The organism is Sphingomonas sp. SP6 (assembly GCF_058313435.1).
Window position 1 is genome coordinate 169,789 of record NZ_JBZFLG010000001.1, and the last position, 22,045, is coordinate 191,833.

Below are 22,045 nucleotides of genomic sequence, written 5' to 3' on the forward strand. Positions count from 1 at the left end.
CATGGGGTCGACGAGGCGCAGGACCGTGCTGTTCGCGGACTTCTTCGGAACGGTGAAGGAGCGCGGGATCGCGGCGTACGTCCGCGATCTGGAGGCGATCGCCGCGCCGAGGGCGGAGGTGGTGACGCTGCGCGCCCCCGCCTGGGTGCGCCGGCGGCCTCAGGGCGTGCAGAACCTGCTCATGGTGCTCCACGAGCAGCTGGTCGTCCCCTTGTACGCCCTGATCCGGCGTCCGGACCTGATCGTCTTCCCGTACAATTCCTGCTCCGTCCTGTTGTCGCTCTCGCGCCGGACGGTGTGCGTGATCCACGACCTGATCCCGTACCGGCCGGCGAACCGAGGATCGGGGCTCGCCTTCGCCTATGTCGCCTGCACCGCGCGCTGGCACGCGCGGCTGGGGCGGCGGTTCGTCGCGGTCTCGCCGTTCACCGCACGGACGCTCAAGGCCCTGCCGCGTTTCGCGGGGGCGCCGGTGATCACCATTCCCAATTGCTTCACCGCCGCGCCGCCCGCGCTCGACCCGGCGTCGCTGCCCGCGCCGCGGCGGCGGGTGACCTTGATCTCCGGGATCGGGCCGAACAAGGATTTCGCGCGCGCGCTGGCGCTGATCGCTGCGGCGCATCGCGACGCACGGACTGCGGACCTCGAATTCGACGTGGTCGGCTTCGGTCCCGAGCACCCCCGCGCGACGGCGGCGATCGCGGACGCGCGCGCGCGCGGGCTGGCCCTGCCCGAAGTCACCGTTCATCCCCTGCTGCCACGCGCCGCGCTCGACGCGCTGCTCGCCGGCAACGCACTCACCTGGGCGCACACCCGCGCCGAGGGCTTCGGCCGGGTCGTCGTCGAGGGGCGGCTGGCCGGGCGACCGGTGGTGATGAGCCGGCTGGCGGTGTTCCGCACGCTCGCCGACGCCGGCACCTTCGCCTACGCCAACGACGACGACGGCGCGTTCGCCGCGGCACTGTCGCGGGCCCTGGCGTCGGCGTCGGGGGCACCGCCCTATCGCCTGTTGGATCGGCTGCGCGACGAAGCCGCTGCGGGGTTCGAGGAGCTGCTCGCGGCATGACCGATGCGGCCTTCGCCTCCACCGCCTCGCCGGTGATGCCATGGACGCGGCTGCGGTTCATCGCGCCGATCCTGTTCATCCCGTTCGCGAGCTTCGTCGCCATCCTGTTCTGGCAAAGCGACATGCCCGGCGCGTTCCGCACCGCGCAGCTCTGCTTCGGCTGGGCGGTTCTGGTTCAGTTCGGCTTCGTGCTGCGCCGCGTGTTCGAGCGCGGCTGGTTCGAGTTCTTCGCCTATCTGTTCCACATGGTGGCGACCGGGGCGGCGGCGCTGACCGTGACCTTCCGGCTCGAGCAATATCCGCAAGACCTGCTGTACGACCAGATGGCGCTGCTTGGCCTCGCCGGTCAGCTGATGCTGGGCGTGATGATGCTGTCCAACGGGCCGCTGCGGACGCGCGCGGTGCTGGACCCGCGCGTGCTGGCGATCTGCGCGGTCGTGGTCTGCACCGCGGCGCTGATCAAGTTCGGCATCTACCTGCGCTTCATCGGGCTTCAGGGCGGCGATCACCTGGCGATCTACACCGAAGGCGACGCGCTGCGCGATTATTCCCCCGCGCCGGTCCGCATCCTGGCCGCGGGCGCGCCGCTGATCGCGCTGCTGGCGATCACCCAGCCGGGGCTGCCGCGATGGTGCCGCCTGCTCGGGGCGCTGGCGATCCTGCTGGAGTTCGCCATCGGCATCCGCAGCCGGCCGCTGTTCATCCTGCTGTCGGCGCTGGCGCTGACGCAATATCGGTTCAACCTGACGCTGAGCCGCAAGCTGCTGATCGTGGGTGGCGCGGTGCTCGGCCTGCTCGCGATCATCGCGATCGGCTATTACCGCGAGCAGAATACCGCGACCGCGAACGACTATTTCTGGATCGTGCTAGAAAGCCTGTTCGGCATCTTCGAAGCTGGGGTGTTCGGAGCGCAGATCCCGGGCACCGCGCCGATCGTCGTGGGGCAAGTGGTCCCGCTGCTCGCGCCCACGCCGCTCAACGATATCGACACGGTCGCCAAGCTGCTGAGCGCCACCTTTACGCCGCTCATGTACAACACCGGCTACGGCTATTCCTCCGCCGCGCTGACCGAGACGGTGATGCTGCTCGGCCCTGTCGTCTCCGGCTTCGCCTATCCGATCCTCGTGTTCGGATTGGTCACCACGATCAAATCGGCGGTGACGTCGCGCGCGAACTGGACGTTCCTCTACGGAGCATGCGTGCTGCCGATCGGCTTCTACATCTGGCGCGCCGAACTGTGGCAGATGGCGGTGCCGGCGATCAAGGCGGCGCCGTTCATCGCCATCCTGCTGGGGGCGGACGCCTATGCGCGGCTGAGCCAGCGCCGCGCGCCGCTGCGGGAGGTCGATCCGGAGCCCTACGCCTCATGAGCGCGCGCGCGCGCGTCCTCGTCCTCGCTCCCCGTTTCCCCTATCCGGTGATCGGTGGTGATCGGCTGCGCATCCACGCGATCTGCCGGACGCTCGCCCGCGAGCATTCTCTCACCCTTCTGTCGCTCTGCGAGACGCGCGACGAGTTCGACCCAGCGATCGTCGCCGACGGCGTCTTCGACCGGATCGAGCGCGTGATCCTGCCCCGTTGGCGCTCGCTGGCGCAGGTCGCCGCGACGCTGCCGGGGCGCACGCCGCTCCAGGTCGCCTATTACCGCTCGCGCGCGTTCGCCCGGCGGGTCGCCGAGTTGCGGCCGCAGCACGACCTGACGTTCGCGCACCTGATCCGGACCGGCGACTATCTCCTGCAATCGGCGGGCGGTCCGACGATGATCGAGATGACCGACGCGATCTCGATGAATTACGAGCGGGTCCGTCGCCAGGGCGCGCCCGGGCTGCGCGGCCGGGTCTATGCCGCCGAACAGTCGCGACTGCTCGCCTATGAGCGGCGCATGCCGTCCGCCGTCTCGGCGGTGAGCCTGGTCGCCGCGGCGGACGCGCGATACCTGTGGGGGGAACAGGTCCCGGCCAACGTCGTGGTCGCGTCGAACGGGGTCGACACCGAGCGGCTGCCGTTCCGCGAGCGCGCCGCGGCGAAGCGGGTCGCGGTGTTCATCGGCAACGTCCATTCGGCGCAGAACATGGACGCCTGTCGCCACTTCGTCGCGGACATCCTGCCGCTCCTGTCGCAGGACGATCTGACCGAGTTCCGCGTCGTCGGCAGGATTCGCGAGAGCGATGCGGCCTGGCTGCGCGCGCGCCCGCGGGTGACGGTGACGGGGGAGGTCCCCTCGATACCGGACGCGGTCGCCGATGCGCGGATCGGGATCTGTCCGGTGCGCATCGGCGCCGGCGTCCAGAACAAGGTCCTCGAATATATGGCGCTGGGACTCCCGGCGATCTGCTCGCCGGTCGGGCACGAGGGGATCGACGCGACCGCGGGCGAAGAGCTGATCGTCGCGCGCGATCCGGCGGAGTTCGTCGCGGCGATCCGCCGGCTGAACGAGGACGAGGCGCTGTTCCGCACCCTCGCCGAACGCGGCCGGCGCTTCGTCGAACGCCGCCACGGCTGGGACGCCGCGCTGGCGCCGATCGCGGCGGCGGTCCGCCGGCTGGTTATTTCGCGCCGAACCCCGACAGCATCGTCGGCACCGTCCTGAGCGCGATCAGCACGTCGAGCCAGAGCGAGAAGTTCTTGATGTAGTAGAAGTCGTAGTTGAGCTTGCGGTCGACGTCGCACAGCTCGGACACGTGCCCCTGCTTCACCTGCGCCCAGCCCGTGATGCCGGGGCGGACGATGTGGCGGTAACGGTAGAAGGGGATCTCCGCCTCGTACCATTCGGAGAGCGCCGCCGCCTCCGGGCGCGGACCGATGATGCTCATCTCGCCGCGCAGGACGTTGAGGATCTGCGGCAGCTCGTCGAGGCGGCTGGTCCGCAGGAACCGGCCGACGCGGGTGATGCGGGCGTCGTTGCTCTGGGTGATCGCGTCGAGCCGCGCCGCCTGCGTGTCGGGCTCGGGGCCGCGCGGGTGCATCGACCGGAACTTGAGCATCCGGAAGACGCGCCCGCGATAGCCCATCCGCTCCTGCACGAAGAAGACCGGGCCGCGCGAGTCCAGCCGGATCGCCAGGGCGATCGCCGCCATGGGCAGTGCGAGGAACGGGATCAGCATCACCGCCGCGGCGAGATCGATCAGCCGCTTCGCCCGGCGGTACGCCAGATCGGGAAGCAGCGAGCCGAAGCCGTTTTCCGACAGATGCTCGATCGACACCCGTCCGGTCAGCGATTCCCAGACCTGCTTGGTGTGATAGACCGGATGGCCGCGGATCGCCGCCTCGGCCAGCATCCGCTCCCAGGCGTCCTCATGATCGTGGCGGAGATCGGCGACGATGGCCGCATGGGGGTCGTGCGGCACGTCCGGGGTCTCCATCACCGTCCAGTCGACCTCGTTGGCCTCGAACAGCAATTCGATGCGGCCGTGCGGGACGACGTAGAAGTGCGCCCGGCTCCTCCGCTCTCGCGCGAGGAAGATCAGGAACGCGCCCGCGAGCACCGAGACCACGCTGATCGACAGGAAGACCCCCGAATAATCGGCGCGCAGACCGAGCAGGACCGCGGTCATCACCCCGAACGCGGTCCCGAACGAGGGCAGCAGCACCCCGAACACGCCGGTGCCGGGGTAAGCGGAGACCTTGCGCACCAGTACGAAGCCGACGAGGATCGCGACCGCAGACGCGAGCAGGCTCGCCTGGAATTGCGGTTCGGTGACGACACGCCAGCGCAGGAACGCCACGGTCGCGAGCGCCGGCACCACCGTCCCGGCGAACAGCAGCAGGACGAGCTGGACGGTCCAGGATCCGATTATCGTCGAGCGGCGGCGCGCGCGCACCGATCGCTCCGGCTTCATCAGCACATGCAACTCCTGTCCCGTTCGCCCGGGCGGGGGCCTCATAGTCGCTCGATGGCCGATCGCCCAGCGGAGAAGAGCATGGAGTCGGTGGCTTTTGTCCGATCGAACGGGTAATCCACCGCAATGAGGCTCCTGCTTGCGATTGCGGTTTCGGTGGCCGCGGTTCCCGCCTGGGCGGTGATCCCGCTGGAGGACCAGACCGGCGACGGCCAGCCGCAGGCGGCGCCGCAGCCTCCGCCTGCGGACATCCCCGGCGGCCAGACCGCGCGGACGGGGTACGGCTACCGCCTGACGTCGCCCGGCGAGGAGGACGACCCGTCCGATCGGCGGGCGTTCAGACGGCTCAACACCAGGCTCAACAACCGCTTGGAGACACGGATCGAGAGCTACCGCTTCGTGGATACCAAGCCTCAAGGCGCCAAGGCGACCACGCCCAATCCATATGCGCCGCGCCACGCCGGGGACGCCGACTGACGCGCTCAAGGCAGCAACGCCGCACTGCCGTCAGAGCGTGGTGCGGACGTCGAGCAATTCGGGAAAGACGCGCTGCTCGACGACCTTCGCGAGATAATTGACCCCCGAGGTGCCGCCGGTGCCGCGCTTGAACCCGATCACCCGCTCGACGGTCTTGAGGTGGCCGAACCGCCAGAGCTGGAGATGATATTCGAGGTCGACCAGCTTTTCCGCCAGTTCGTACAGGTCCCAATAGCCATCGGGGTCGGCATAGACCTGCCGCCACGCCGCTTCGACGCCCGCGGATGCGGGTGGGGTGCTCCCCCAGGCACGCTCGATCCGGTCTGCGGGAACCGGCAGCCCGGCGCGGGCGAGCAGGCGTAGCGCCTCGTCGTAGAGGCTGGGGCGCGCCAGCTCCTCGCGCAAGTCCTGCTGGACGTCCGGGTCTTCGCCGAACACGTCGACCATCGTCGCGGCGCGGTTGCCCAGCAGGAACTCGAGCATCCGGTACTGGTCGGACTGGAAGCCCGAGCTGGTGCCCAGTTTGCCGCGCATCCGGCTGTAGTCCGCAGGAGTCATCGTCGCGAGCACTTCCCACGACTGGATCATCTGAGCCTGGATGCGGCTGACCCGCGCCATCATCTTGAGTGCAGGCGGCACGTCGTCCGCCGCGATCCGCCGACGCGCCTCCGCGAGCTCGTGGAGGCTGAGCTTCATCCACAACTCCGACGCCTGGTGGATGGTGATGAACAGCAGCTCGTCGTGCGCGTCGCTGAGCGGGGATTGCACCGCGAGCAGCTCGGGCAGGCGAAGGTAGGAGCGGTAGGTGAGGGACATGGCCCTTCCTAGCCGGTTTGCCGATCAGGGGGCAGGGGGCGAAGGACTTCGCCGCGCGGTCACGATCGTGATCGTCGGGGCGAGCATCTGACCCTTCATCACGCCCGCGCCGAGCGTCGGCGAGGTCGGCGCGGCGTGGATCGCATGGATCAGGTCCATCCCTGCCACGACGTGGCCGAACACCGCATAGCCGGGGTCGGTCGCGGTCGCGTCCATCGTGGTCAGATCGCCGACGACGATGAAGAAGTCCCCCGCCGCGGTGCCGGGCTTCAGCATCGCCATCGAGATCGCCCCATCGGTGTGCGACAGTCCGGTCTGCGACGTCGGCTCGTGCGCGATCGGCGGCAAGGTGCGCTTGGGATCGTTGCGCGTGCCGAACTGGATGAGGCCGAGCGCGCCTGCGTCGCCGAGCCGCATCGTGCGGTAGAAGGCGGCGCCGTCGAGCCGCTTGCTGTCGACGTAGCGAAGGAAGTTGCGCACGGTGACCGGCGCGTGGCCGCGATCGAGCTCCAGCACGATCGGCCCTCGCGTGGTGGTGAGCGTCACCCGGACGAGATCGGAGGGTGCGGCGGCCGGCGGCGGCGCGGGCGGCGTCTGCGCGATCGCCGGCGCGGCGAGGATGGCGGCGAGGAGCGCGAGCGCGAGCCTCATCCCGCCCTCGCGACCAGGAGCGCGACGGTGTCGGTGGCGCTGCCGGACAGCTGGACGGTGTAATTGCCGGGGGCGAGCGCATAATCGACGATCTTGGCGATCCCGGTGCATTTCGCCCCGTGCGCATGGGCCTTCGACGCGACCGGCTTGCCGTCGTGGACCAGATCGACCCACGCGCCCCCACCGAGCGCGACGCGGTAGGTCCCCGCCTTCAGGATCGCGAGCGCGAGCGTGCCGCCGCTCGCGTCCGCCGCGGTCTTGCCCGGAAGCGAGAAGCCGAGGTGCTTGGCGGGATGAAGCGAGACGAGCGCGGCCTTGCCGACCTCGACGGTCGCGCCGTCGCCCGGCTTCACCCCCGCGCTGACCGGGATCTGCGCGCTCCACGCGGCCAGCTCGGGCGGCAACGCCGGGCGGGCGGCGGTGCAGGCCGGATCGGTGGCTGCCGCGTGCGCCACGGCAGGCGCCGCGGCGAGGAGGGCGAGGAGCAAAGGGGGCGCGGCGCGCATGATCGTTGGTCTCGGTCAGGGGTCGGCTGGGCAACGCATGATCGCGCCTGCCGCTCCACTCTACCGCAGAACGGTTACGGCCGCGAAACGGCGGCGGGGTCACCCGGCGCGGGATTCGGTCCGCTCGCCGAAACGTCCAGCGTCGAATCGCCGCCGAGCGCGCGGTACAGCGTCACCGCGGTCGTCGCGCGGGTCAGTTCGCTCTGCACCACCGTCCGCCGCGCCGAATAGAGCGAGCGCTGGGCGTCTAGGGTGGCGAGGAAGGTGTCGATGCCGCCCCTGTAGCGCTGCTCGGCGAGACGGTAGGTATCGTCCGCGGCGGCAAGGAAGCGGCGGTTGGCGGCGAGCTGGTCGGCGATCGTGCCCTGGCGCGCAAGGCCGTCCGAAACCTCGCGGAACGCGCTCTGGATCGTCCTCTCGTAGGTCGCGAGCGCGGCGTCGCGCTGCGCCTGCGAGTAGCGGACGTTGGCGCGCGCCGCGCCTGCCTGGAAGATCGAATAGGAGGCGCTCGGCGAGACCGAATAGTTGAACGCGCCACCCGTGAAGAGGCTGGTCAGCGCGGTCGAGGCGAAGCCCGCGAGCGCGGTCAGCGAGATGCGGGGAAACAGCGCCGCGCGCGCCGCGCCGATCTCGGCATTCACCGCGCGCAGCTCATATTCCGCCTGCACCACGTCCGGGCGGCGTAGCAGGATGCGCGAGTCGAGCCCGGCGGGGAGATCGCCGACCGTCGCCCCGGCGACTTCGATCGACGCCGGGAGCAGCGCCGGGTCGACCGGCGTGCCGACCAGCAGTTGCAGCGCGTTGACGTCCTGCGCGAGCGCGGTCTTCAGGTCGGCGAGATCGGCGTTGGCGGTCTCGAGCACCTGCTGCGCCTGCCGCAGATCGGTGCGCGGCGCGATCCCGCCCCGCAGCCGCAGATCGGTGAGGCGGACGCTCGCCTGCGCGCTCCGCGCCGTTTCCTCGGCGATCGCGACCAGGCTCCGGTCGGAGGCGTAGGTGAGCCAGGCCGACGCGATGTCGCCGACCAACGTCAGCCGGGTCGCCCGGGCGGCGGCCTCCTGCTCGAAATAGCGGTTCAGCGCTGCGGATGTGAGCGAGCGGACGCGACCGAACAGGTCGATCTCGAAGGCGGTGACGCCGACGTTGGCGCTCCAGCTGCTCGACGTGGTCGCGAGCCCCGCCACCGTGCTCCCGCCGGTGCCGCTGTCGCGATAGGCGTACGAGCCCGTCGCATCGACCGTCGGGAACAGCTCGGCGCGCTGAATCCGATATTGCGCGCGGGCGGCGGCGATGTTCGCGAGCGAGACGCGCAGGTCGCGGTTGTTGGCGAGCGCCTGCTCGATGAGCCGCTGGAGCCGCGGATCGCGGAAGACGTCGCGGTAGGCGACGCTGGGGAGTGCCGCTTCGTTCTGGCGCAGATAGGCGTCGCCGACCGGCCAGGACGGCGGGACCGGGAGCTCGGTCCGGACGTACTTCGGCGCCATGCTGCACCCGGCGGTCGCGAGCAGCGCCGCGATGAGGGTCGGACGGCGGATCATGCGGGCTCCGGCAGCAATGGGCGATCGGGCGGGGCGGGCAGTTGGGGCGGCGAAGGCGGGCCGTCGCCGCCGTCCCCGTCGCCGCGGCGCTTGCCGAACCGCTCGCGCAGCTTGCGCATGCCCTCGCCGAAGCCGAGGCGGACGAGGACGAAGAACATCGGGATGTAGAAGATCGCCAGCACCGTCGCGGTGAGCATCCCGCCGATCACCGCGGTGCCGATCGCGATGCGGCTGTTCGCGCCCGCCCCGGTCGAGATCGCCAGCGGCAGCACGCCGAAGATGAACGCCAGGCTGGTCATGAGGATCGGGCGGAGCCGGAGCTTGGCGGCCTCCAGCGCGGCGTCGAGGACGCTCGCTCCCTTGCGCTCGGCCTGTTCGGCGAACTCGATCATGAGGATCGCATTCTTCGCCGCCAGCCCCATCGTCGTCAGCAGCCCGATCTGAAGATAGACGTCGTTGGTGAGGCCCCTGAGCGTGACGAACGCGATCGCGCCGATCAGCCCCAAGGGGATCACCAGCAGCACCGCGAGCGGGATCGACCAGCTCTCGTAGAGCGCCGCCAGGCACAGGAAGACCACGACGATCGACAGGCCGTAGAGGATCGGGGCCTGCCCGGACGAAAGCCGCTCCTGGAAGGAGATGCCCGACCAGGCGATCGAGGTGCCCGGGATCTGCTGCGCCAGCTGGGTGATCCGCGCCATCGCGTCGCCCGAGCTCTTGCCCGCGGCGCCCGAGCCCTGAAATTCGAACGACTGGATGCCGTTGAAGCGCGAGATCGTCGTCGGCGCCTGCGACCAGCGCGTCTTCGCGAACGAGGAGAAGGGGACCATCTGCCCGTCCGCGCCGCGCACGAACCATTGGTTGAGGTCGTCGGGGTTCGACCGGTACGGCGCGTCCCCCTGGACATAGACGCGCTTGACCCGCCCGCGGTCGACGAAGTCGTTGACGTAGGACCCGCCCCAGGCGGTCGACAGCGTGGAGTTGACGCTCGATTGCGACAGCCCCAGCGCCGACAGCTTCTGCGCGTCGGTGTCGACCTGGAGCGTGCCGATGTCGGGCAGCTCGGTCAGACGGACGCCTTTCAGCTCCGGATCGGCGTTGGCCAGCGCCAGCAACTTGTCGCGGGCGGCGTTGAACTGCTGGAGGCTCATCCCGGAGGCGTTCTGGAGCTCCATGGTGAAGCCCTCCGACTGGCCGAGGCCGCGGATGGCGGGCGGGATCAGCGCGAACACCTGCGCATCGCGGAAGGCGCGGAACGCCCCGGAGGCGCGCGCGACGATCGCGTCGGCGTTGTTCTCCTTGCCCTTGCGATCCTTCCAGTCGGCGAGCGAGACGAACCCCTGGCCCGTGTTCTGCCCGCTGACCCCACCGCCGCCGCCGCCCGAGACGGTGAAGGCGGTGACGATGTTCGCCCGCTCATTGCGGACGAAATACGTCTCCAGCGCCTTCTGGACCTCAAGCGTCCGCGCCTGGGTCGCGCCCGCGGGCAGGCGGAACTGGACCGACACGGTCCCCTGGTCCTCGGTGGGGAGAAAGCCGGTCGGGAGGCGCAGGAACAGCACCGCCAGCAGTGCGACCACCGCGGCGTAGATCAGCAGGAACAGCCACTTGCGGTCGACCACCGTCTGCACCGCGCCGGTGTAGCGCACGACGCCGCGATCGAAGGTGCGGTTGAACCCGTCCTTGCCCTGCTGAAGCTTGTGCGCGCCCCACGGCCAATGGCGGCCGAGCCAGCCCTGCTCGACGTTGTCGTCCTGATCCTTTGTCTTCTGCTTGAGCAGGTGCGAGGTGAGCGCGGGCGAGAGGATCAGCGCGACCAGCACCGACAGCACCATCGCCGAGATGATCGTGAGGGAGAACTGGCGGTAGATCACGCCGGTCGAGCCGCCGAAGAACGCCATCGGCAGGAACACCGCGGAGAGCACCAGCGCGATCGCGATCAGCGCGACGGTGATCTCGTCCATCGATTCGATGGTCGCGTCGCGGGGCGACTTCTCCGGATCCTCCTCCATCAGCCGCTCGACGTTCTCGACCACGACGATCGCGTCGTCGACGAGCAGGCCGATGGCGAGGACCAGCCCGAACAGCGTCAGCGTGTTGATCGAGAAGCCCGCGAGATAGAAGACTGCGAACGTCCCCAACAGCACCACCGGCACGGCGATCGCGGGGATCAGCGTGGCGCGCCAGCTCTGGAGGAAGACGAACATGACGATGACGACGAGGATGATGGCCTCGACCAGCGTCTTGACGACTTCCTCGATCGACAGCTTGATGAAGGCGGTGGTGTCGTTGGCGTAGGCGATCTTGAGGTTGGGCGGGAACGTCTTGGCGATGCGCGCCACCTCCGCCTTCACCAGCTCGGCGGTCTCCAGCGCGTCGGCACCGGGGGCGAGCAGCACCGCGATGCCGGCACCGGGGTGACGGTTGACGCGGCTGATCGCGGCGTAGCTCTCCGCGCCAAGCTCGATCCGGGCGACGTCCGACAGGCGCACGGTCGCGCCGTTCACCTGCGTCTTCAGGATGATGTTCGCGAACTGCTCCGGCGTCTGGAGCCGCGACTGGGCGGTGACGGTCGCGTTGAGCATCTGCGTCAGCGGCATCGGCTGTCCGCCGATCTCGCCCGCGGCGACCTCGGTGTTCTGGTTGGTGATCGCGGTGATCACGTCGGAGGGCATCAGCGCGTAGTTGGCCAGCCTCGCCGGATCGAGCCAGATCCGCATCGCATATTGCGAGCCGAAGACGTTGGTGTCGCCCACGCCCTGGACACGCCCGAGCGGGTCCTGGAGGTTCGAGACCAGATAGTCGGCGACGTCGACGTTGGTCAGCTTGTCGGTCGTGTCGTAAACGCCGGCGATCAGCAGGAAATCCGGGTTCGACTTGCGGACGCGAAGCCCCTGCTGCTGGACCTGCTGGGGCAGCCGGCTGACCGCCTGCTGGACCTGGTTCTGGACCTGGACCTGGGCGATGTCGGGGTCGGTGCCCTTCTCGAACGTGACCGTGATGTTCACCGAGCCGCGCGAGCTGGACGACGAGCTGAAATACAGCAGCCCGTCGATCCCGGTCAGCTGCTGCTCGATGACCTGGGTCACCGAGTTCTGGATGGTGAGCGCGTTGGCGCCGGGATAGGTGGCGGAGACCGTCACCTGCGGCGGCGCGACGTCGGGATATTGCGCGATCGGCAGCGCCATGATCGCGCCCACGCCCGCCATCATGACGATGATGGCGAGCACCCAGGCGAAGATCGGCCGATCGATGAAGATGCGGGAGAGCACTCAGCCGGCCTTGCTTTGCGTCCGGCCGTTCGTGTCCTTGGGCGGCGTCAGGTTCTGAGGCGCGTCGGCGGGAACCGGCTTGATCGGCGCATTGGGCTTCAGATTCGCGGTCCCTTGAGTGATGACCTTGTCGCCTTCCTTGAGGCCGCCGCTGACGACCCAGAAGGCGCCCTGAGCGCGGCCCGCTTGGACGGTTCGCTGGATCGCCTTGTCGCCCGGCCCGACGACGTAGAGCGTCGCATTGCCCTTCGGGTCGCGCGCGATCGCTTGTTGCGGCACCAGGAACGCGCCTTGCTCGATCGACTGCGCGAACACCGCGCGGACGAACATGCCCGGCAACAGCAGGCCGCCGGGATTGGGGAAGCGCGCTCGCAACGTCACCGTGCCGGTCGACTGGTCGACGACGACCTCGCCGAACTCGACGCGCCCGACCTGACCATAGTCGCTGCCGTCCTCCAGCTTCAGCCGGACGTCGGCGCTGGCGGGCGCCGCGCCGCCGGTCGCGAGCGCGCGTCGCAGGGCGAGCAGCGACGCCGACGATTGCTGGATGTCGACGTAGATCGGGTCGAGCGCCTGGATGGTCGCCAGCGGCTCGGTCTGGCTGGCCGAGACGAGCGCCCCGACGGTGAACAGCGACCGCCCGATCCGCCCGCTGATCGGCGCGGGGACAGTGGTGAAGCGCAGATTGATCCGCGCGGTGTCGAGCGAGGCCGCGTTCTGCGCAATGGCTGCCTGCGCCTGGCGGTAGGTCGACAGCGCGTCGGTATAGTCCTGCTTGGCGATCGCCTCCGCCGCGGCGAGCGGGCGATAGCGGTCGGCGCGGATCTTCGCCGCCTCCGCCGTCGCGCGTGCGCTGGCGAGATTGGCCGAGGCCTCGTTGGCGGAGGCGCGGTAGAGCCTGGGGTCGATCTGGTAGAGCGGCTGACCCCTTCGCACCAGCGACCCTTCGGTGAAGAACCGTCGCTGGATGACGCCGGAGACCTGCGGCCGGACCTCCGAACTCTGATAGGCGACGACGCGCCCGGCCAGCTCGCTGGTCACCGCGACATTGGTGGGGCGCACGACCACATAGCCGACCTGTGCCGGGCCGCCGCGGCCGCCACCCGGTCCGCCTTTGCCCTTCGTCTGCGCGGACTCGTTGCCGCCTGCGCCGCCGCCGCACGCCGCGAGCGCCAGCGCGGCGACGCCCGTCACGATGCCGAGGAGCGCGCGCGAGCGGCGCGCGGGAGCTTCACCCGTCAAACCGATAACCCAATCTCTGGCAGCCACGCCGTATTCGCTAGGCGAGGAGTTGACGTGGGTAAACGTTCGGTTTGTCGCAGGATGTGTCAGGGTCGCTGTCGGTACGGTAGCAGTCAGCCCCCGACGAACCGGCCCGCCCGCCGCTCCGCCACCGCGGCGATGCCCTCGCGGAAATCGGCGGTCCGCATCAGCCGGTCCTGCTCGGCGCGTTCGTGATCGGTGCGCTGCTTGACCGCTTCGGCAAGGCCGGCGCGCAAAGTCGCGCGGGTGGCGCGGACCGCGAGCGGGGCGTTGGCGGCGATCTCGCGGGCAAGCGCGGTCGCCTCGTCGCGCAGCGTTTCGGCGGTCGCGATCTGGTCGACCAGGCCGTAACGCAGCGCCTCGTCGGGCTTCACGCGCCGACCGGTCAGCAGCATCAGCGGCGCCGCCTGCTCGCCGACCACGCGGGGCAGCGTGTGGGTGATCCCGAACCCGGCGTGGAAGCCGAGCGTGACGAAATTCGCCGAGAACCGCGCCTCGGGCGCGGCGACGCGGAAGTCGGCGACCAACGCCAGCCCCAGCCCCGCGCCGACCGCCGCGCCCTGCACCGCGGCGACGATCGGGGTCTGCGCCGCGAACAGGCGGACGGCGCCGCGATAGAGCGCCGGCGTCTCGCTCTCGCCGCTCTCGTCGGCGAGCGGCTTGTCACCCGACAGGTCCGCGCCGCCGCAGAAGACGCGGCCCGCGGTCGCGAGCACGATCGCACGGGTGTCGCCGTCGGCGTCCAGTTCCTCGAACACGTCGGCGAGCGCGCCCACCAGCGCGGCGTTGACGTGATTGTGCGGCGGCCGGTCGATCACGACGGTGGCGACGTGATCGGCCGTGGCGACGCTGATATGCTCTCTCATGCCCGGGTCCCCAGCAGGTTGCGCGCGACCACCCAATTATGGATCTCGGTCGGGCCGTCGTAGATCCGCATCAGCCGCAGCTTGCCGGCCATCTGCTGCAACGGCATTTCCTTCGTCATGCCCATCGCGCCGAAGCACTGCATCGCGTGGTCGACGACCTCCCATGCCATCTCCAGCGCATAGCTCTTGATCATCGAGATTTCGGTGCGGACGTCGCGCTGCTGATCGAGCTTCCACGCGCAGTCGTAGGTCATCAGCCGCGCCGCATGGATCCGGATCGCGGCGTCGCTGATCCAGTTCTGCACCGTCTGGCGCTCCGACAGGGGCTTGCCGAACGTTGTGCGCTGGGGCGCGTAGTCGATCATCATCTCCAGTGCGCGCTGCGCCATGCCGATCGCGTTCGCCGCCATCTCCGCGCGGCGGGTGGCGAGGCGGAGCTGCATCGGCGCGAAGCCCTGCCCCTCGACCCCGAGCAGCTTCCAGCCCGGCACCCGCGCGTCCTCCAGCACCACTTCGTAGAGCGTCTCGCCGCCGATCACCGGGATCGGGCGGACGACGTTGAAGCCGGGCGTGTCGCGGTCGACCAGGAACGCGCTCATGCCGCCGCGGGCACCCTTCTCCTTGTCGGTCACCGCCATGAGGATCGTGAAGTCGGCGGTCGCGGCCTTGGTGATCCAGATCTTGCGGCCGTTGATGATCCAGTCGTCGCCCTTCCGGACCGCGTGGGTCTTCATCCCCGCCGGGTCGGAGCCGGCGCCCGGCTCCGAGATGCCGATCGCGCTGACCGTCTCGCCGCGGACGTAGGGGGCGAGATACGCCTCGCGCTGGCGGTCGTTCACGGTCGCGGCGAGCATCCGCAGGTTCGGCGAGTCGGGGGGCAGCGTGAAGGGCACGATCGAGCGCCCCAGCGCCTCGTTCACGGCGACCATCGCGACTGCGGGCAGATCGGTCCCACCGACATCCTGGGGCGCGTCGAGCCCCCACAGTCCCAGTTCGCGCGAGACCCGGTCGATCCGTTCGCGCTCCTCCGCCGAAAGCTTGAGGCCCTCGCCGGCGATATCCCGGGCGAGCACCTTGCCTTCGAGCGGGACCAGCTCGTCGTCGACGAACCGGCGGACCAGGTCCGCGATCATCCGGTGGTCTTCGTCGAGGTCGAAATTCATGGCCGCGCGCCTCTCCTGTGGCTTTCGAGCCACTCTCTAGCCGAACGTTCGCGCCGCGCCAGCCCATGGTTCACGATGCGGAAACCTTGTTCCGGATTAAGCGTTTGCGGCGTTCACGGGGTGGGTCGGAGAACCGGGCGCCGGGACAGAAGGGGTCGGGCTTGCGTCGGGTTACGAGCGGAACACACTGGCTGGCGATTGCGCTCGCGGTCCTTCCGGCGACGGCGCTCGCCCAGATGAACCAGCCCGGGACGGCCCCCGCCCGGGGCCCCGACGTTCCCGACGACGTCAAGGATGCGCCCGCCGGAGCCGACCCGCAGGGCGACCGGCCGATCGTGCCCGAGCAGGAATTCGACGCGGCGATCCCGCCGATCTCGAGCGACATCAACGCGCCGCTCGAGCCGATCCCGGCTTCGCCGGCCACCGCCGTCATGCCGACCGACGGCGTCGCGATCGCCCCCGTCGGCCCCGAGGACCCGCAGCTCGCGCAGCCGCTGACGCCGCTCCAGACCTTCGACACCGTCCCGCTCGAGACCGCGGCCGACGTGAAGGACAAGGACGCGCCCGAGCTCCGGTACGAACTGGTGGTCAAGGGGTTGGACGAGCTCAAGCTGGCCGACGAGTTCAAATCGTTGTCCGCGCTCAAGAAGGGCGGCGGCAAGGCGGCGAACGCGACGCAGGTGTCGGCGCGCGCCAAGGAGGACGAGGGGCTGGCCGTGCGGCTGATGAAGTCGCTCGGCTATTACGACGCCTCCGCGATCTCGACGATCGAGACGATCCCCGACACCGCCGACGAAAAGGGTGGGGGCAGGCTGCGCGCGATCGTCTCGGCGACGCCGGGGCCGCTCTACAAGCTCGGCGTGATCGCGGTGACGGCGGACGCGACCACCCCACCCGACCTGATCCGCGAGCAGTTGCCGCTCAAGTCGGGCGATCCGATCGAAGCGGCTCGGGTGCAGGGGGCGGAGGCGAACGTCAGCCTGATCCTGCCGCAGCGCGGTTATCCCTTCGTCAAGGTCGGCGACCGCGACATCCTGCTCGACGACCAGACGCACCTCGGCGACTATACGTTGCCGGTCGATACCGGCCCGCGCTCGTCGTTCGGGGTGCTGCGCACCGCAGGCGATCCGGTGTTCAAGCTCGATCATCTGAACGTCTTCCCGCGGTTCGACCAGGGCGACCTGTACGACGTGCGCAAGACCGACGACCTGCGCCAGGCACTCGTCGCGACCGGGCTGTTCTCGAACATCACGGTCCAGCCGGTCCGCACCGGGCAGCCGGGACCCGACGGGACGGAACTCGTCGACCTGCTCGTGACCCAGGCCAAGGGCAAGCAGCGTTCGCTCGCCGCGACCGCGGGCTACGCCACCGGGCAGGGCTTCCTGGCGGAGGGCACCTGGACCCACCGCAACCTGTTCTCGCCCGAAGGCGCGCTGATTCTCGGGCTGACAGGGGGCACGCAGGAGCAGGGCGTGTCGGCGACCTTCCGCCGATCGAATGCGGGCAAGCGCGACCGGACGGTGACGCTGAACGCCAGCGTCAACCATTCGAACTACGACGCCTTCGACGCGCAGACGATCACCCTCGCGGGTCGGATCAGCTACGATTCGACGCCGATCTGGCAGAAGAAGCTGACCTACGCCTACGGCTTCGAGCTCGTCGGGACGAACGAGAGCGTCTATGATTTCGGTTTGGGCGAGGACACGCGCGGCAAGTACTTCATCGCCGCGCTGCCGGGGCAGGTGCTGTTCGATCGCTCGAACGACCTGCTCAACCCGACCAAGGGCTACCGCGTCAAACTGAACCTGAGCCCGGAAGGATCGGTCCGGGGCGGCTTCAGCCCGTACGTGCGCGCGATGATCGAGGCGACCGGCTACTTTCCGGCGAGCGACAGCATCGTGATCGCGGGCCGGCTGCGCGCGGCGACGATCGCGGGGATCGACCGCGACGACCTCGCCCCCTCCCGGCGCTATTACGGCGGCGGCGGCGGATCGGTGCGCGGATACGGCTATCAGCGGCTCGGGCCGCTCGACCCGAAGGGCGATCCGGTCGGCGGGCGCTCGCTGAACGAGTTCGCGATCGAGGCGCGCTATCGGTTCGGCAATTTCGGGATCGTGCCCTTCTTCGACGGCGGCAACGCCTATGAGAGCATCTATCCGACCGCATCCGACCTGCGCTTCGGCGCGGGGATCGGCGGGCGCTTCTATACCAATTTCGGGCCGATGCGGGTCGATATCGCGACACCGCTCAACCCGCGGCCGGGCGACGGCAAGGTCGCGCTCTATATCTCGATCGGACAGGCGTTCTGATGGCCGACGAAATCGAGACCGTCGTCGTGCGACGCCCCTTGTGGCAGCGGATCGTCAAGTGGATCGGCGTCGCGATCCTCGCCTTGCTGGCGCTGGTCGGGGTGGTGCTCCTCGGCATCAATACCGATCCGGGGCACCGTTTCGTCGCCGACCAGATCGGCAACTACAAGACCGCGAGCGGGCTCAACATCCGGGTCGGACGGATCGACGGCTCGATCTACGGCCGGATGACGCTGCGGGACCTGCGGGTCAGCGATCCCAAGGGCGTGTTCGTGACCTCGCCGCGGCTCGACGTCGACTGGCGGCCGTTCGCCTTCGTCAACAACCATGTCGACGTGAAGAGCCTGGAGAGCGGGCTGATCACGATGCTGCGCAACCCGCAGCTGATCCCGCAGCCGAGCGATCCCGATGCGCCGACGCTCCCCGATCTCGACATCGACATCGACCGCCTCAAGATCGACCGCTTCGTCATGGAGGCGCCGGTCGCCGGACAGCGCCATATCGTCCGGGCGACCGGCGGCGCGCATATCGCCGACCGGCGCGCGCAGCTGACCGTCGATGCCGCCGCGATCCGTGCCGTGGGCGTCGCCGGCGGCGACACGCTCAGGCTCAAGCTCGACGCGGTGCCCGACGACGACAAGCTCGACATCGACGCGCGCGTGGCCGCGCCGGCGGGCGGACTGGTCGCCTCGATGGCCGGGCTCAAGGCGCCGCTGACCGCGACGATCGGCGGGCAGGGAAGCTGGAAGAGCTGGACCGGCAAGCTCGTCTCGACGCTCGGCGGGGGCGAGCTGGCGAACCTCGCGATCACCGCGAAGAACGGGCATTTCGAGGTGCGCGGCCCGACCCTACCGGGGCTCTACCTCGAAGGGCCGGTCGAGCGCCTGACCGCGCCTGCGCTCCAGGTGGCGATCGACGCGACGCTGGGCGAGGCGAGGAAAGTCGACACGCGGGTCACGCTGCGCTCGGCGGCGCTGATGGTCGATGCGGGCGGACTGCTCGACTTCGCGAACAGCCGCTTCGGCAATTTCGCGGTCGACGCCAAGCTGCTGACTCCGGGCGCGATCGCGCCGAACCTTCGCGGCAAGGACGTGCTGGCGCGGGTCGTGCTGAACGAGGCGTTCGCGCGGCCGGTGGTCGACTACAAGGTCCGCGCCGCGCAGATGGGTTTCGGCGAGCTGGGTGTCGACAATCTTTACGCCGAGGGCCTCGCGCGAGTGAATGCGGACCGCATCCTCGTCCCCGTCCACGCGCGGGCGAGGCGCGTGTTCGGCCTCAATCCGGCGATCGGCGGTCTGACGACCAACGCGCGGATCGACGGCGACTTCGCGGTGGCGATGCCCAACATCCTCTCGGACAACCTTCGCATCCGTTCCGACAAGGTCGACGCGACCGCGATCGTCGTCGCGAACATGCAGACGGGGCGCTACACCGGCGGGCTCAAGGGGCGGATCAACAACTATCTCGTCGATAGCGTCGGCATCCTCGATCTGTCGACCGACGCCAAGCTGGTCGCAACGCCCAAGGGCTTCGGGATCACCGGGCGGGTGGTCGCCCAGACCAAGAAGCTGTTCAACGACGGAGCGCGGACTTTCCTGGGCGGGAACGCCTATGTCGCCGCCGACGTCGGTTATTCGCCGGAGGGGATCGCGACCTTCCGCAACCTCAAGCTGAACGCGCCCAAGTTCCGCGTCACGCGGGGGGAGGGCCGGTACGACACCCGCAACGGATCGGTGCTGGTCAACGCCGACGCCTATTCTGCGCAATACGGCCCGCTGTTCGCGCGGGTGAGCGGATCGCAGACCAACCCGGTCGTCAACCTGCGCGCACCCCGGCCGGGCGTGGGCATCGGCCTTGCCAACCTCAACGCGACCGTGATCGGTCGGAGCGGCGCCTATGCGGTGAAAGCCACCGGCGGAACGACCTACGGCCCGTTCGACGCCAACGTCCTGGTGCGCCCGAGCCCGCGGCTGACCGTGGACCTCAACCGCGTGCTGTTCGCGGGCGTGAACTTCACGGGCCGCGTCCAGCAGACCCCCGCCGGCCCGTTTGCCGGCCGCGTCAATTTCGCCGGCTCGGGGCTGTCGGGCGCGGCGCTCCTCGCGGCGCAGGGCAAGTACCAGCGCGCCGACGTCAATGCGCGCGCCTACAACGCCAAGATCCCCGGCTCGGTGGACTTCACCATCGGCCGCGCTCTGGTGACCGCGAGCGTGGTGCTCGCCGACACGCCGCAGGTCGTCGCGGACGCACAGGTCGCCGACATGCGCTACGGCCCGACCGTGATCGAGGCGGCGCGCGCCAAGGTCAATTACGCCGGCGGTCGCGGGACCGCGCGGGCGCTGCTGACCGGATCGAACGGCGTGCCGTTCCGCCTGGCGGTCAACGCCAAGCTTGCGCCCAACGACTATCTGATCGCCGCCCAAGGTCAGGCGAACGGAGTCAATTTCCGCACCGGCAATCCGATGCACGTCACGTCGGCGAAGGGCGCCTACACGCTCGCCGCGACGCGGATCGCGTTCGACAAGGGTGGGAAGGGCGGCGCGCTCCGCATCGCCGGGCGATACGGCAACGGTCTCGCCGCGCAGGCGCGGCTCGACTCGCTCGATCTGTCGATCGCCAACGCGCTGGTCCCCAATCTGGGGCTCGGCGGGACCGCGACCGGGAGCCTCGACTTCACCCAGGCGGGTGCCAGCGCCTTCCCGACCGCCGACGCGCGGGTCACCGTCAGCAACTTCACCCGCTCGGGCATCGCCGCGGTGTCGGAGCCGGTCGACGTCGTCTTCGCCGGTCGTCTCGTCCAGAACGGCGGCGAGGCGCGCGCGCTGGTCAAGCGCGGCGGCACGCCGGTCGGCCGCATGGTGGCGACGCTCAGGCCGCTGCCGCCGGGCTCGGGATCGTGGGCGACCCGGATCATGGCCGCGCCGCTCTCCGGCGGGATCCGCTATAACGGTCCGTCGGGGGTGCTGTTCAGCCTGGCCGCATTGCCGCAGCAGCAGCTCTCCGGCCCGATCGCGATCGCCGCCGACTTCGCCGGCACGGTCAATGCGCCGCGCCTCAACGGCATCGTCCGGGCTGACAATCTCACCTACGACAACGAGGCGTTCGGGACCCGGCTGTCGCAGATGAAGATCGCCGCCCGGTTCAACAACGACCGGTTCGAACTGTCGTCGCTGTCCGCCAAGGCCGGCGACGGGACCGTGCAGGCGCAGGGAAGCGTCAGCCTCGCCGCCGCGCAGGGCTATCCGATCGACCTCACCGCACGCTTCCAGAATGCACGGCTCGCCAAGTCCGATTCCCTCGGCGCGACGGCGACCGGGCAGCTCCACGTCACCAAGGACGCCAAGGGCGGACTGATCCAGGGGGCCATCACCATTCCCGAGGCGCGGTACGAGATCATCCGTCAGGGCGCGGCCGAAGTGCCCGAACTGACGGGCGTCCGCTTCAAGCGCGACCTGCGCCCCGGTCGTCCGACCGATCGGCCGGCGCCGCCGGCCCCGGCGGGGGTGTTCAAGCTCGACCTCAGCGTCCGCGCGAACAACAAGCTGTTCGTCTCGGGCATGGGTCTCGAATCCGAATGGTCGACCAACATGACGATCGGCGGCACTTCGTCGGCGCCGGTGATCACCGGCGGACTCGACGTCGTTCGCGGCACCTACAGCTTCGCCGGCACCCGGTTCGAGGTGACCAAGGGCCAGGTGCGCTTCCGCGGCGGCGCGTTGACCGATCCCGACATCGACATCCAGGCGACCACGTCCAAGAACGGCACCAGCTTCGTCATTAACGTGACGGGAACCGGCCAGCGCCCGCAGATCGCCTTCACCTCCTCGCCCGCGCTGCCGCAGGACGAGGTGCTGAGCCGGCTGCTGTTCGGGACCAATCCGGAGAATCTGTCGGCGACCGAGGCGATCCAGCTCGCCGCGGCGCTCAACTCGCTGCGGGGATCGGGCGGCGGCCTGAACCCGCTCGGCAAGCTGCGCTCGGCGACCGGGTTCGACCGGCTGCGCGTGCTGGGCGCCGACGAGGCGAGCGGCCGCGGGACCGCGCTGGCGGCGGGCAAGTATCTGACCGACGACATCTATATCGAGATCGTCACCGACGCCCGCGGCCTCACCGCGACCCAGCTCACGGTGGCGCTGACCAAGGCGCTCAGCGTGCTGTCGCAGACCGGGTCGTTCGGCGGCTCGAACGTCCAGCTGAAGTATTCGAGGGACTACTGACAGGCGGGTAAGTTAGGTCCTTTCCCGCACCCGATCGCTGGGATAGCATCGGTCGGGAGAGG

At 69.6% G+C, this 22,045-nt stretch carries 15 protein-coding genes; 6 read left to right on the forward strand and 9 right to left on the reverse strand.

The window, feature by feature from the left end; all coding sequences use genetic code 11:
- Position 1 precedes the first annotated feature (1 nt).
- Genes AC4GYY_RS00815 through AC4GYY_RS00825 form a run of 3 tightly spaced genes read left to right on the forward strand, consistent with a single transcriptional unit; the run spans position 2 to position 3,656 of the window.
- The gene (locus tag AC4GYY_RS00815; RefSeq protein WP_491117887.1) at positions 2 to 1,066 is read left to right on the forward strand and encodes a glycosyltransferase; all 1,065 of its coding nucleotides are present in this window, start codon (positions 2 to 4) and stop codon (positions 1,064 to 1,066) included.
- The gene (locus tag AC4GYY_RS00820) at positions 1,063 to 2,436 is read left to right on the forward strand and encodes a hypothetical protein (RefSeq protein ID WP_491117889.1); all 1,374 of its coding nucleotides are present in this window, start codon (positions 1,063 to 1,065) and stop codon (positions 2,434 to 2,436) included. The genes AC4GYY_RS00815 and AC4GYY_RS00820 overlap by 4 nt, the downstream gene beginning before the upstream one ends.
- The gene (locus AC4GYY_RS00825) at positions 2,433 to 3,656 is read left to right on the forward strand and encodes a glycosyltransferase (protein WP_491117891.1); all 1,224 of its coding nucleotides are present in this window, start codon (positions 2,433 to 2,435) and stop codon (positions 3,654 to 3,656) included. Before AC4GYY_RS00820 ends, AC4GYY_RS00825 begins: the two co-directional genes overlap by 4 nt.
- On the opposite strand, the gene AC4GYY_RS00830 is transcribed toward AC4GYY_RS00825, so the two are convergent.
- Entirely contained in the window at positions 3,613 to 4,905 is a 1,293-nt protein-coding gene (locus AC4GYY_RS00830; protein ID WP_491119261.1) for an exopolysaccharide biosynthesis polyprenyl glycosylphosphotransferase, read from the reverse strand. The two genes, AC4GYY_RS00825 and AC4GYY_RS00830, sit on opposite strands and share 44 nt — an antisense overlap.
- Positions 4,906 to 5,031: 126 nt before the next feature.
- Here AC4GYY_RS00830 and AC4GYY_RS00835 point away from each other — a divergent pair, with 126 nt between their 5' ends.
- Positions 5,032 to 5,382 (forward strand): hypothetical protein, encoded by a 351-nt coding sequence (locus AC4GYY_RS00835; RefSeq protein WP_491117893.1) that lies wholly within the window; start codon positions 5,032 to 5,034, stop codon positions 5,380 to 5,382.
- 30 nt (positions 5,383 to 5,412) lie between these two features.
- On the opposite strand, the gene AC4GYY_RS00840 is transcribed toward AC4GYY_RS00835, so the two are convergent.
- From AC4GYY_RS00840 to AC4GYY_RS00875, 8 genes are all read right to left on the reverse strand, one after another.
- Complete coding sequence (locus AC4GYY_RS00840) at positions 5,413 to 6,198, reverse strand: tryptophan 2,3-dioxygenase (RefSeq protein ID WP_491117895.1); 786 nt, start codon at positions 6,196 to 6,198, stop codon at positions 5,413 to 5,415.
- Between the two features lie 24 nt (positions 6,199 to 6,222).
- On the reverse strand, positions 6,223 to 6,849 hold the full coding sequence (locus tag AC4GYY_RS00845) for a peptidylprolyl isomerase (RefSeq protein WP_491117897.1): 627 nt from the start codon (positions 6,847 to 6,849) through the stop codon (positions 6,223 to 6,225).
- On the reverse strand, positions 6,846 to 7,355 hold the full coding sequence (locus tag AC4GYY_RS00850) for a homogentisate 1,2-dioxygenase (protein WP_491117899.1): 510 nt from the start codon (positions 7,353 to 7,355) through the stop codon (positions 6,846 to 6,848). The genes AC4GYY_RS00845 and AC4GYY_RS00850 overlap by 4 nt, the downstream gene beginning before the upstream one ends.
- Positions 7,356 to 7,429: 74 nt before the next feature.
- Positions 7,430 to 8,893 carry an efflux transporter outer membrane subunit gene (locus AC4GYY_RS00855; RefSeq protein WP_491117901.1) on the reverse strand — a complete coding sequence of 488 codons (1,464 nt, stop codon included), beginning with the start codon at positions 8,891 to 8,893 and terminating at the stop codon, positions 7,430 to 7,432.
- Entirely contained in the window at positions 8,890 to 12,165 is a 3,276-nt protein-coding gene (locus tag AC4GYY_RS00860) for an efflux RND transporter permease subunit (protein ID WP_491117903.1), read from the reverse strand. Before AC4GYY_RS00860 ends, AC4GYY_RS00855 begins: the two co-directional genes overlap by 4 nt.
- Positions 12,166 to 13,407, reverse strand: coding sequence for an efflux RND transporter periplasmic adaptor subunit (locus AC4GYY_RS00865; protein WP_491117905.1), 1,242 nt, complete (start codon positions 13,405 to 13,407; stop codon positions 12,166 to 12,168).
- A gap of 113 nt (positions 13,408 to 13,520) precedes the next feature.
- Positions 13,521 to 14,294 (reverse strand): enoyl-CoA hydratase/isomerase family protein, encoded by a 774-nt coding sequence (locus AC4GYY_RS00870; protein WP_491117907.1) that lies wholly within the window; start codon positions 14,292 to 14,294, stop codon positions 13,521 to 13,523.
- Positions 14,291 to 15,457, reverse strand: a complete 1,167-nt coding sequence (locus AC4GYY_RS00875; RefSeq protein ID WP_491117909.1) for an acyl-CoA dehydrogenase family protein — start codon at positions 15,455 to 15,457, stop codon at positions 14,291 to 14,293. Before AC4GYY_RS00875 ends, AC4GYY_RS00870 begins: the two co-directional genes overlap by 4 nt.
- Before the next feature lie 236 nt (positions 15,458 to 15,693).
- Here AC4GYY_RS00875 and AC4GYY_RS00880 point away from each other — a divergent pair, with 236 nt between their 5' ends.
- Together AC4GYY_RS00880 and AC4GYY_RS00885 are read left to right on the forward strand one after the other, a co-directional pair.
- Positions 15,694 to 17,766, forward strand: coding sequence for an autotransporter assembly complex protein TamA (locus tag AC4GYY_RS00880; RefSeq protein ID WP_491119262.1), 2,073 nt, complete (start codon positions 15,694 to 15,696; stop codon positions 17,764 to 17,766).
- Complete coding sequence (locus AC4GYY_RS00885) at positions 17,766 to 21,983, forward strand: translocation/assembly module TamB domain-containing protein (RefSeq protein ID WP_491117911.1); 4,218 nt, start codon at positions 17,766 to 17,768, stop codon at positions 21,981 to 21,983. The genes AC4GYY_RS00880 and AC4GYY_RS00885 overlap by 1 nt, the downstream gene beginning before the upstream one ends.
- Positions 21,984 to 22,045: the final 62 nt, after the last annotated feature.

Bases quoted from the DNA above. Each gene is read 5' to 3' on its own strand.
- AC4GYY_RS00855 (WP_491117901.1), bottom strand. From the start codon at position 8,893: ATGATCCGCCGTCCGACCCTCATCGCGGCGCTGCTCGCGACCGCCGGG.
- AC4GYY_RS00875 (WP_491117909.1), bottom strand. From the start codon at position 15,457: ATGAATTTCGACCTCGACGAAGACCACCGGATGATCGCGGACCTGGTC.
- AC4GYY_RS00845 (WP_491117897.1), bottom strand. From the start codon at position 6,849: ATGAGGCTCGCGCTCGCGCTCCTCGCCGCCATCCTCGCCGCGCCGGCG.
- AC4GYY_RS00870 (WP_491117907.1), bottom strand. From the start codon at position 14,294: ATGAGAGAGCATATCAGCGTCGCCACGGCCGATCACGTCGCCACCGTC.
- AC4GYY_RS00835 (WP_491117893.1), top strand. From the start codon at position 5,032: ATGAGGCTCCTGCTTGCGATTGCGGTTTCGGTGGCCGCGGTTCCCGCC.
- AC4GYY_RS00815 (WP_491117887.1), top strand. From the start codon at position 2: ATGGGGTCGACGAGGCGCAGGACCGTGCTGTTCGCGGACTTCTTCGGA.
- AC4GYY_RS00885 (WP_491117911.1), top strand. From the start codon at position 17,766: ATGGCCGACGAAATCGAGACCGTCGTCGTGCGACGCCCCTTGTGGCAG.
- AC4GYY_RS00850 (WP_491117899.1), bottom strand. From the start codon at position 7,355: ATGCGCGCCGCGCCCCCTTTGCTCCTCGCCCTCCTCGCCGCGGCGCCT.
- AC4GYY_RS00840 (WP_491117895.1), bottom strand. From the start codon at position 6,198: ATGTCCCTCACCTACCGCTCCTACCTTCGCCTGCCCGAGCTGCTCGCG.
- AC4GYY_RS00825 (WP_491117891.1), top strand. From the start codon at position 2,433: ATGAGCGCGCGCGCGCGCGTCCTCGTCCTCGCTCCCCGTTTCCCCTAT.
- AC4GYY_RS00830 (WP_491119261.1), bottom strand. From the start codon at position 4,905: ATGAAGCCGGAGCGATCGGTGCGCGCGCGCCGCCGCTCGACGATAATC.
- AC4GYY_RS00820 (WP_491117889.1), top strand. From the start codon at position 1,063: ATGACCGATGCGGCCTTCGCCTCCACCGCCTCGCCGGTGATGCCATGG.
- AC4GYY_RS00880 (WP_491119262.1), top strand. From the start codon at position 15,694: ATGAACCAGCCCGGGACGGCCCCCGCCCGGGGCCCCGACGTTCCCGAC.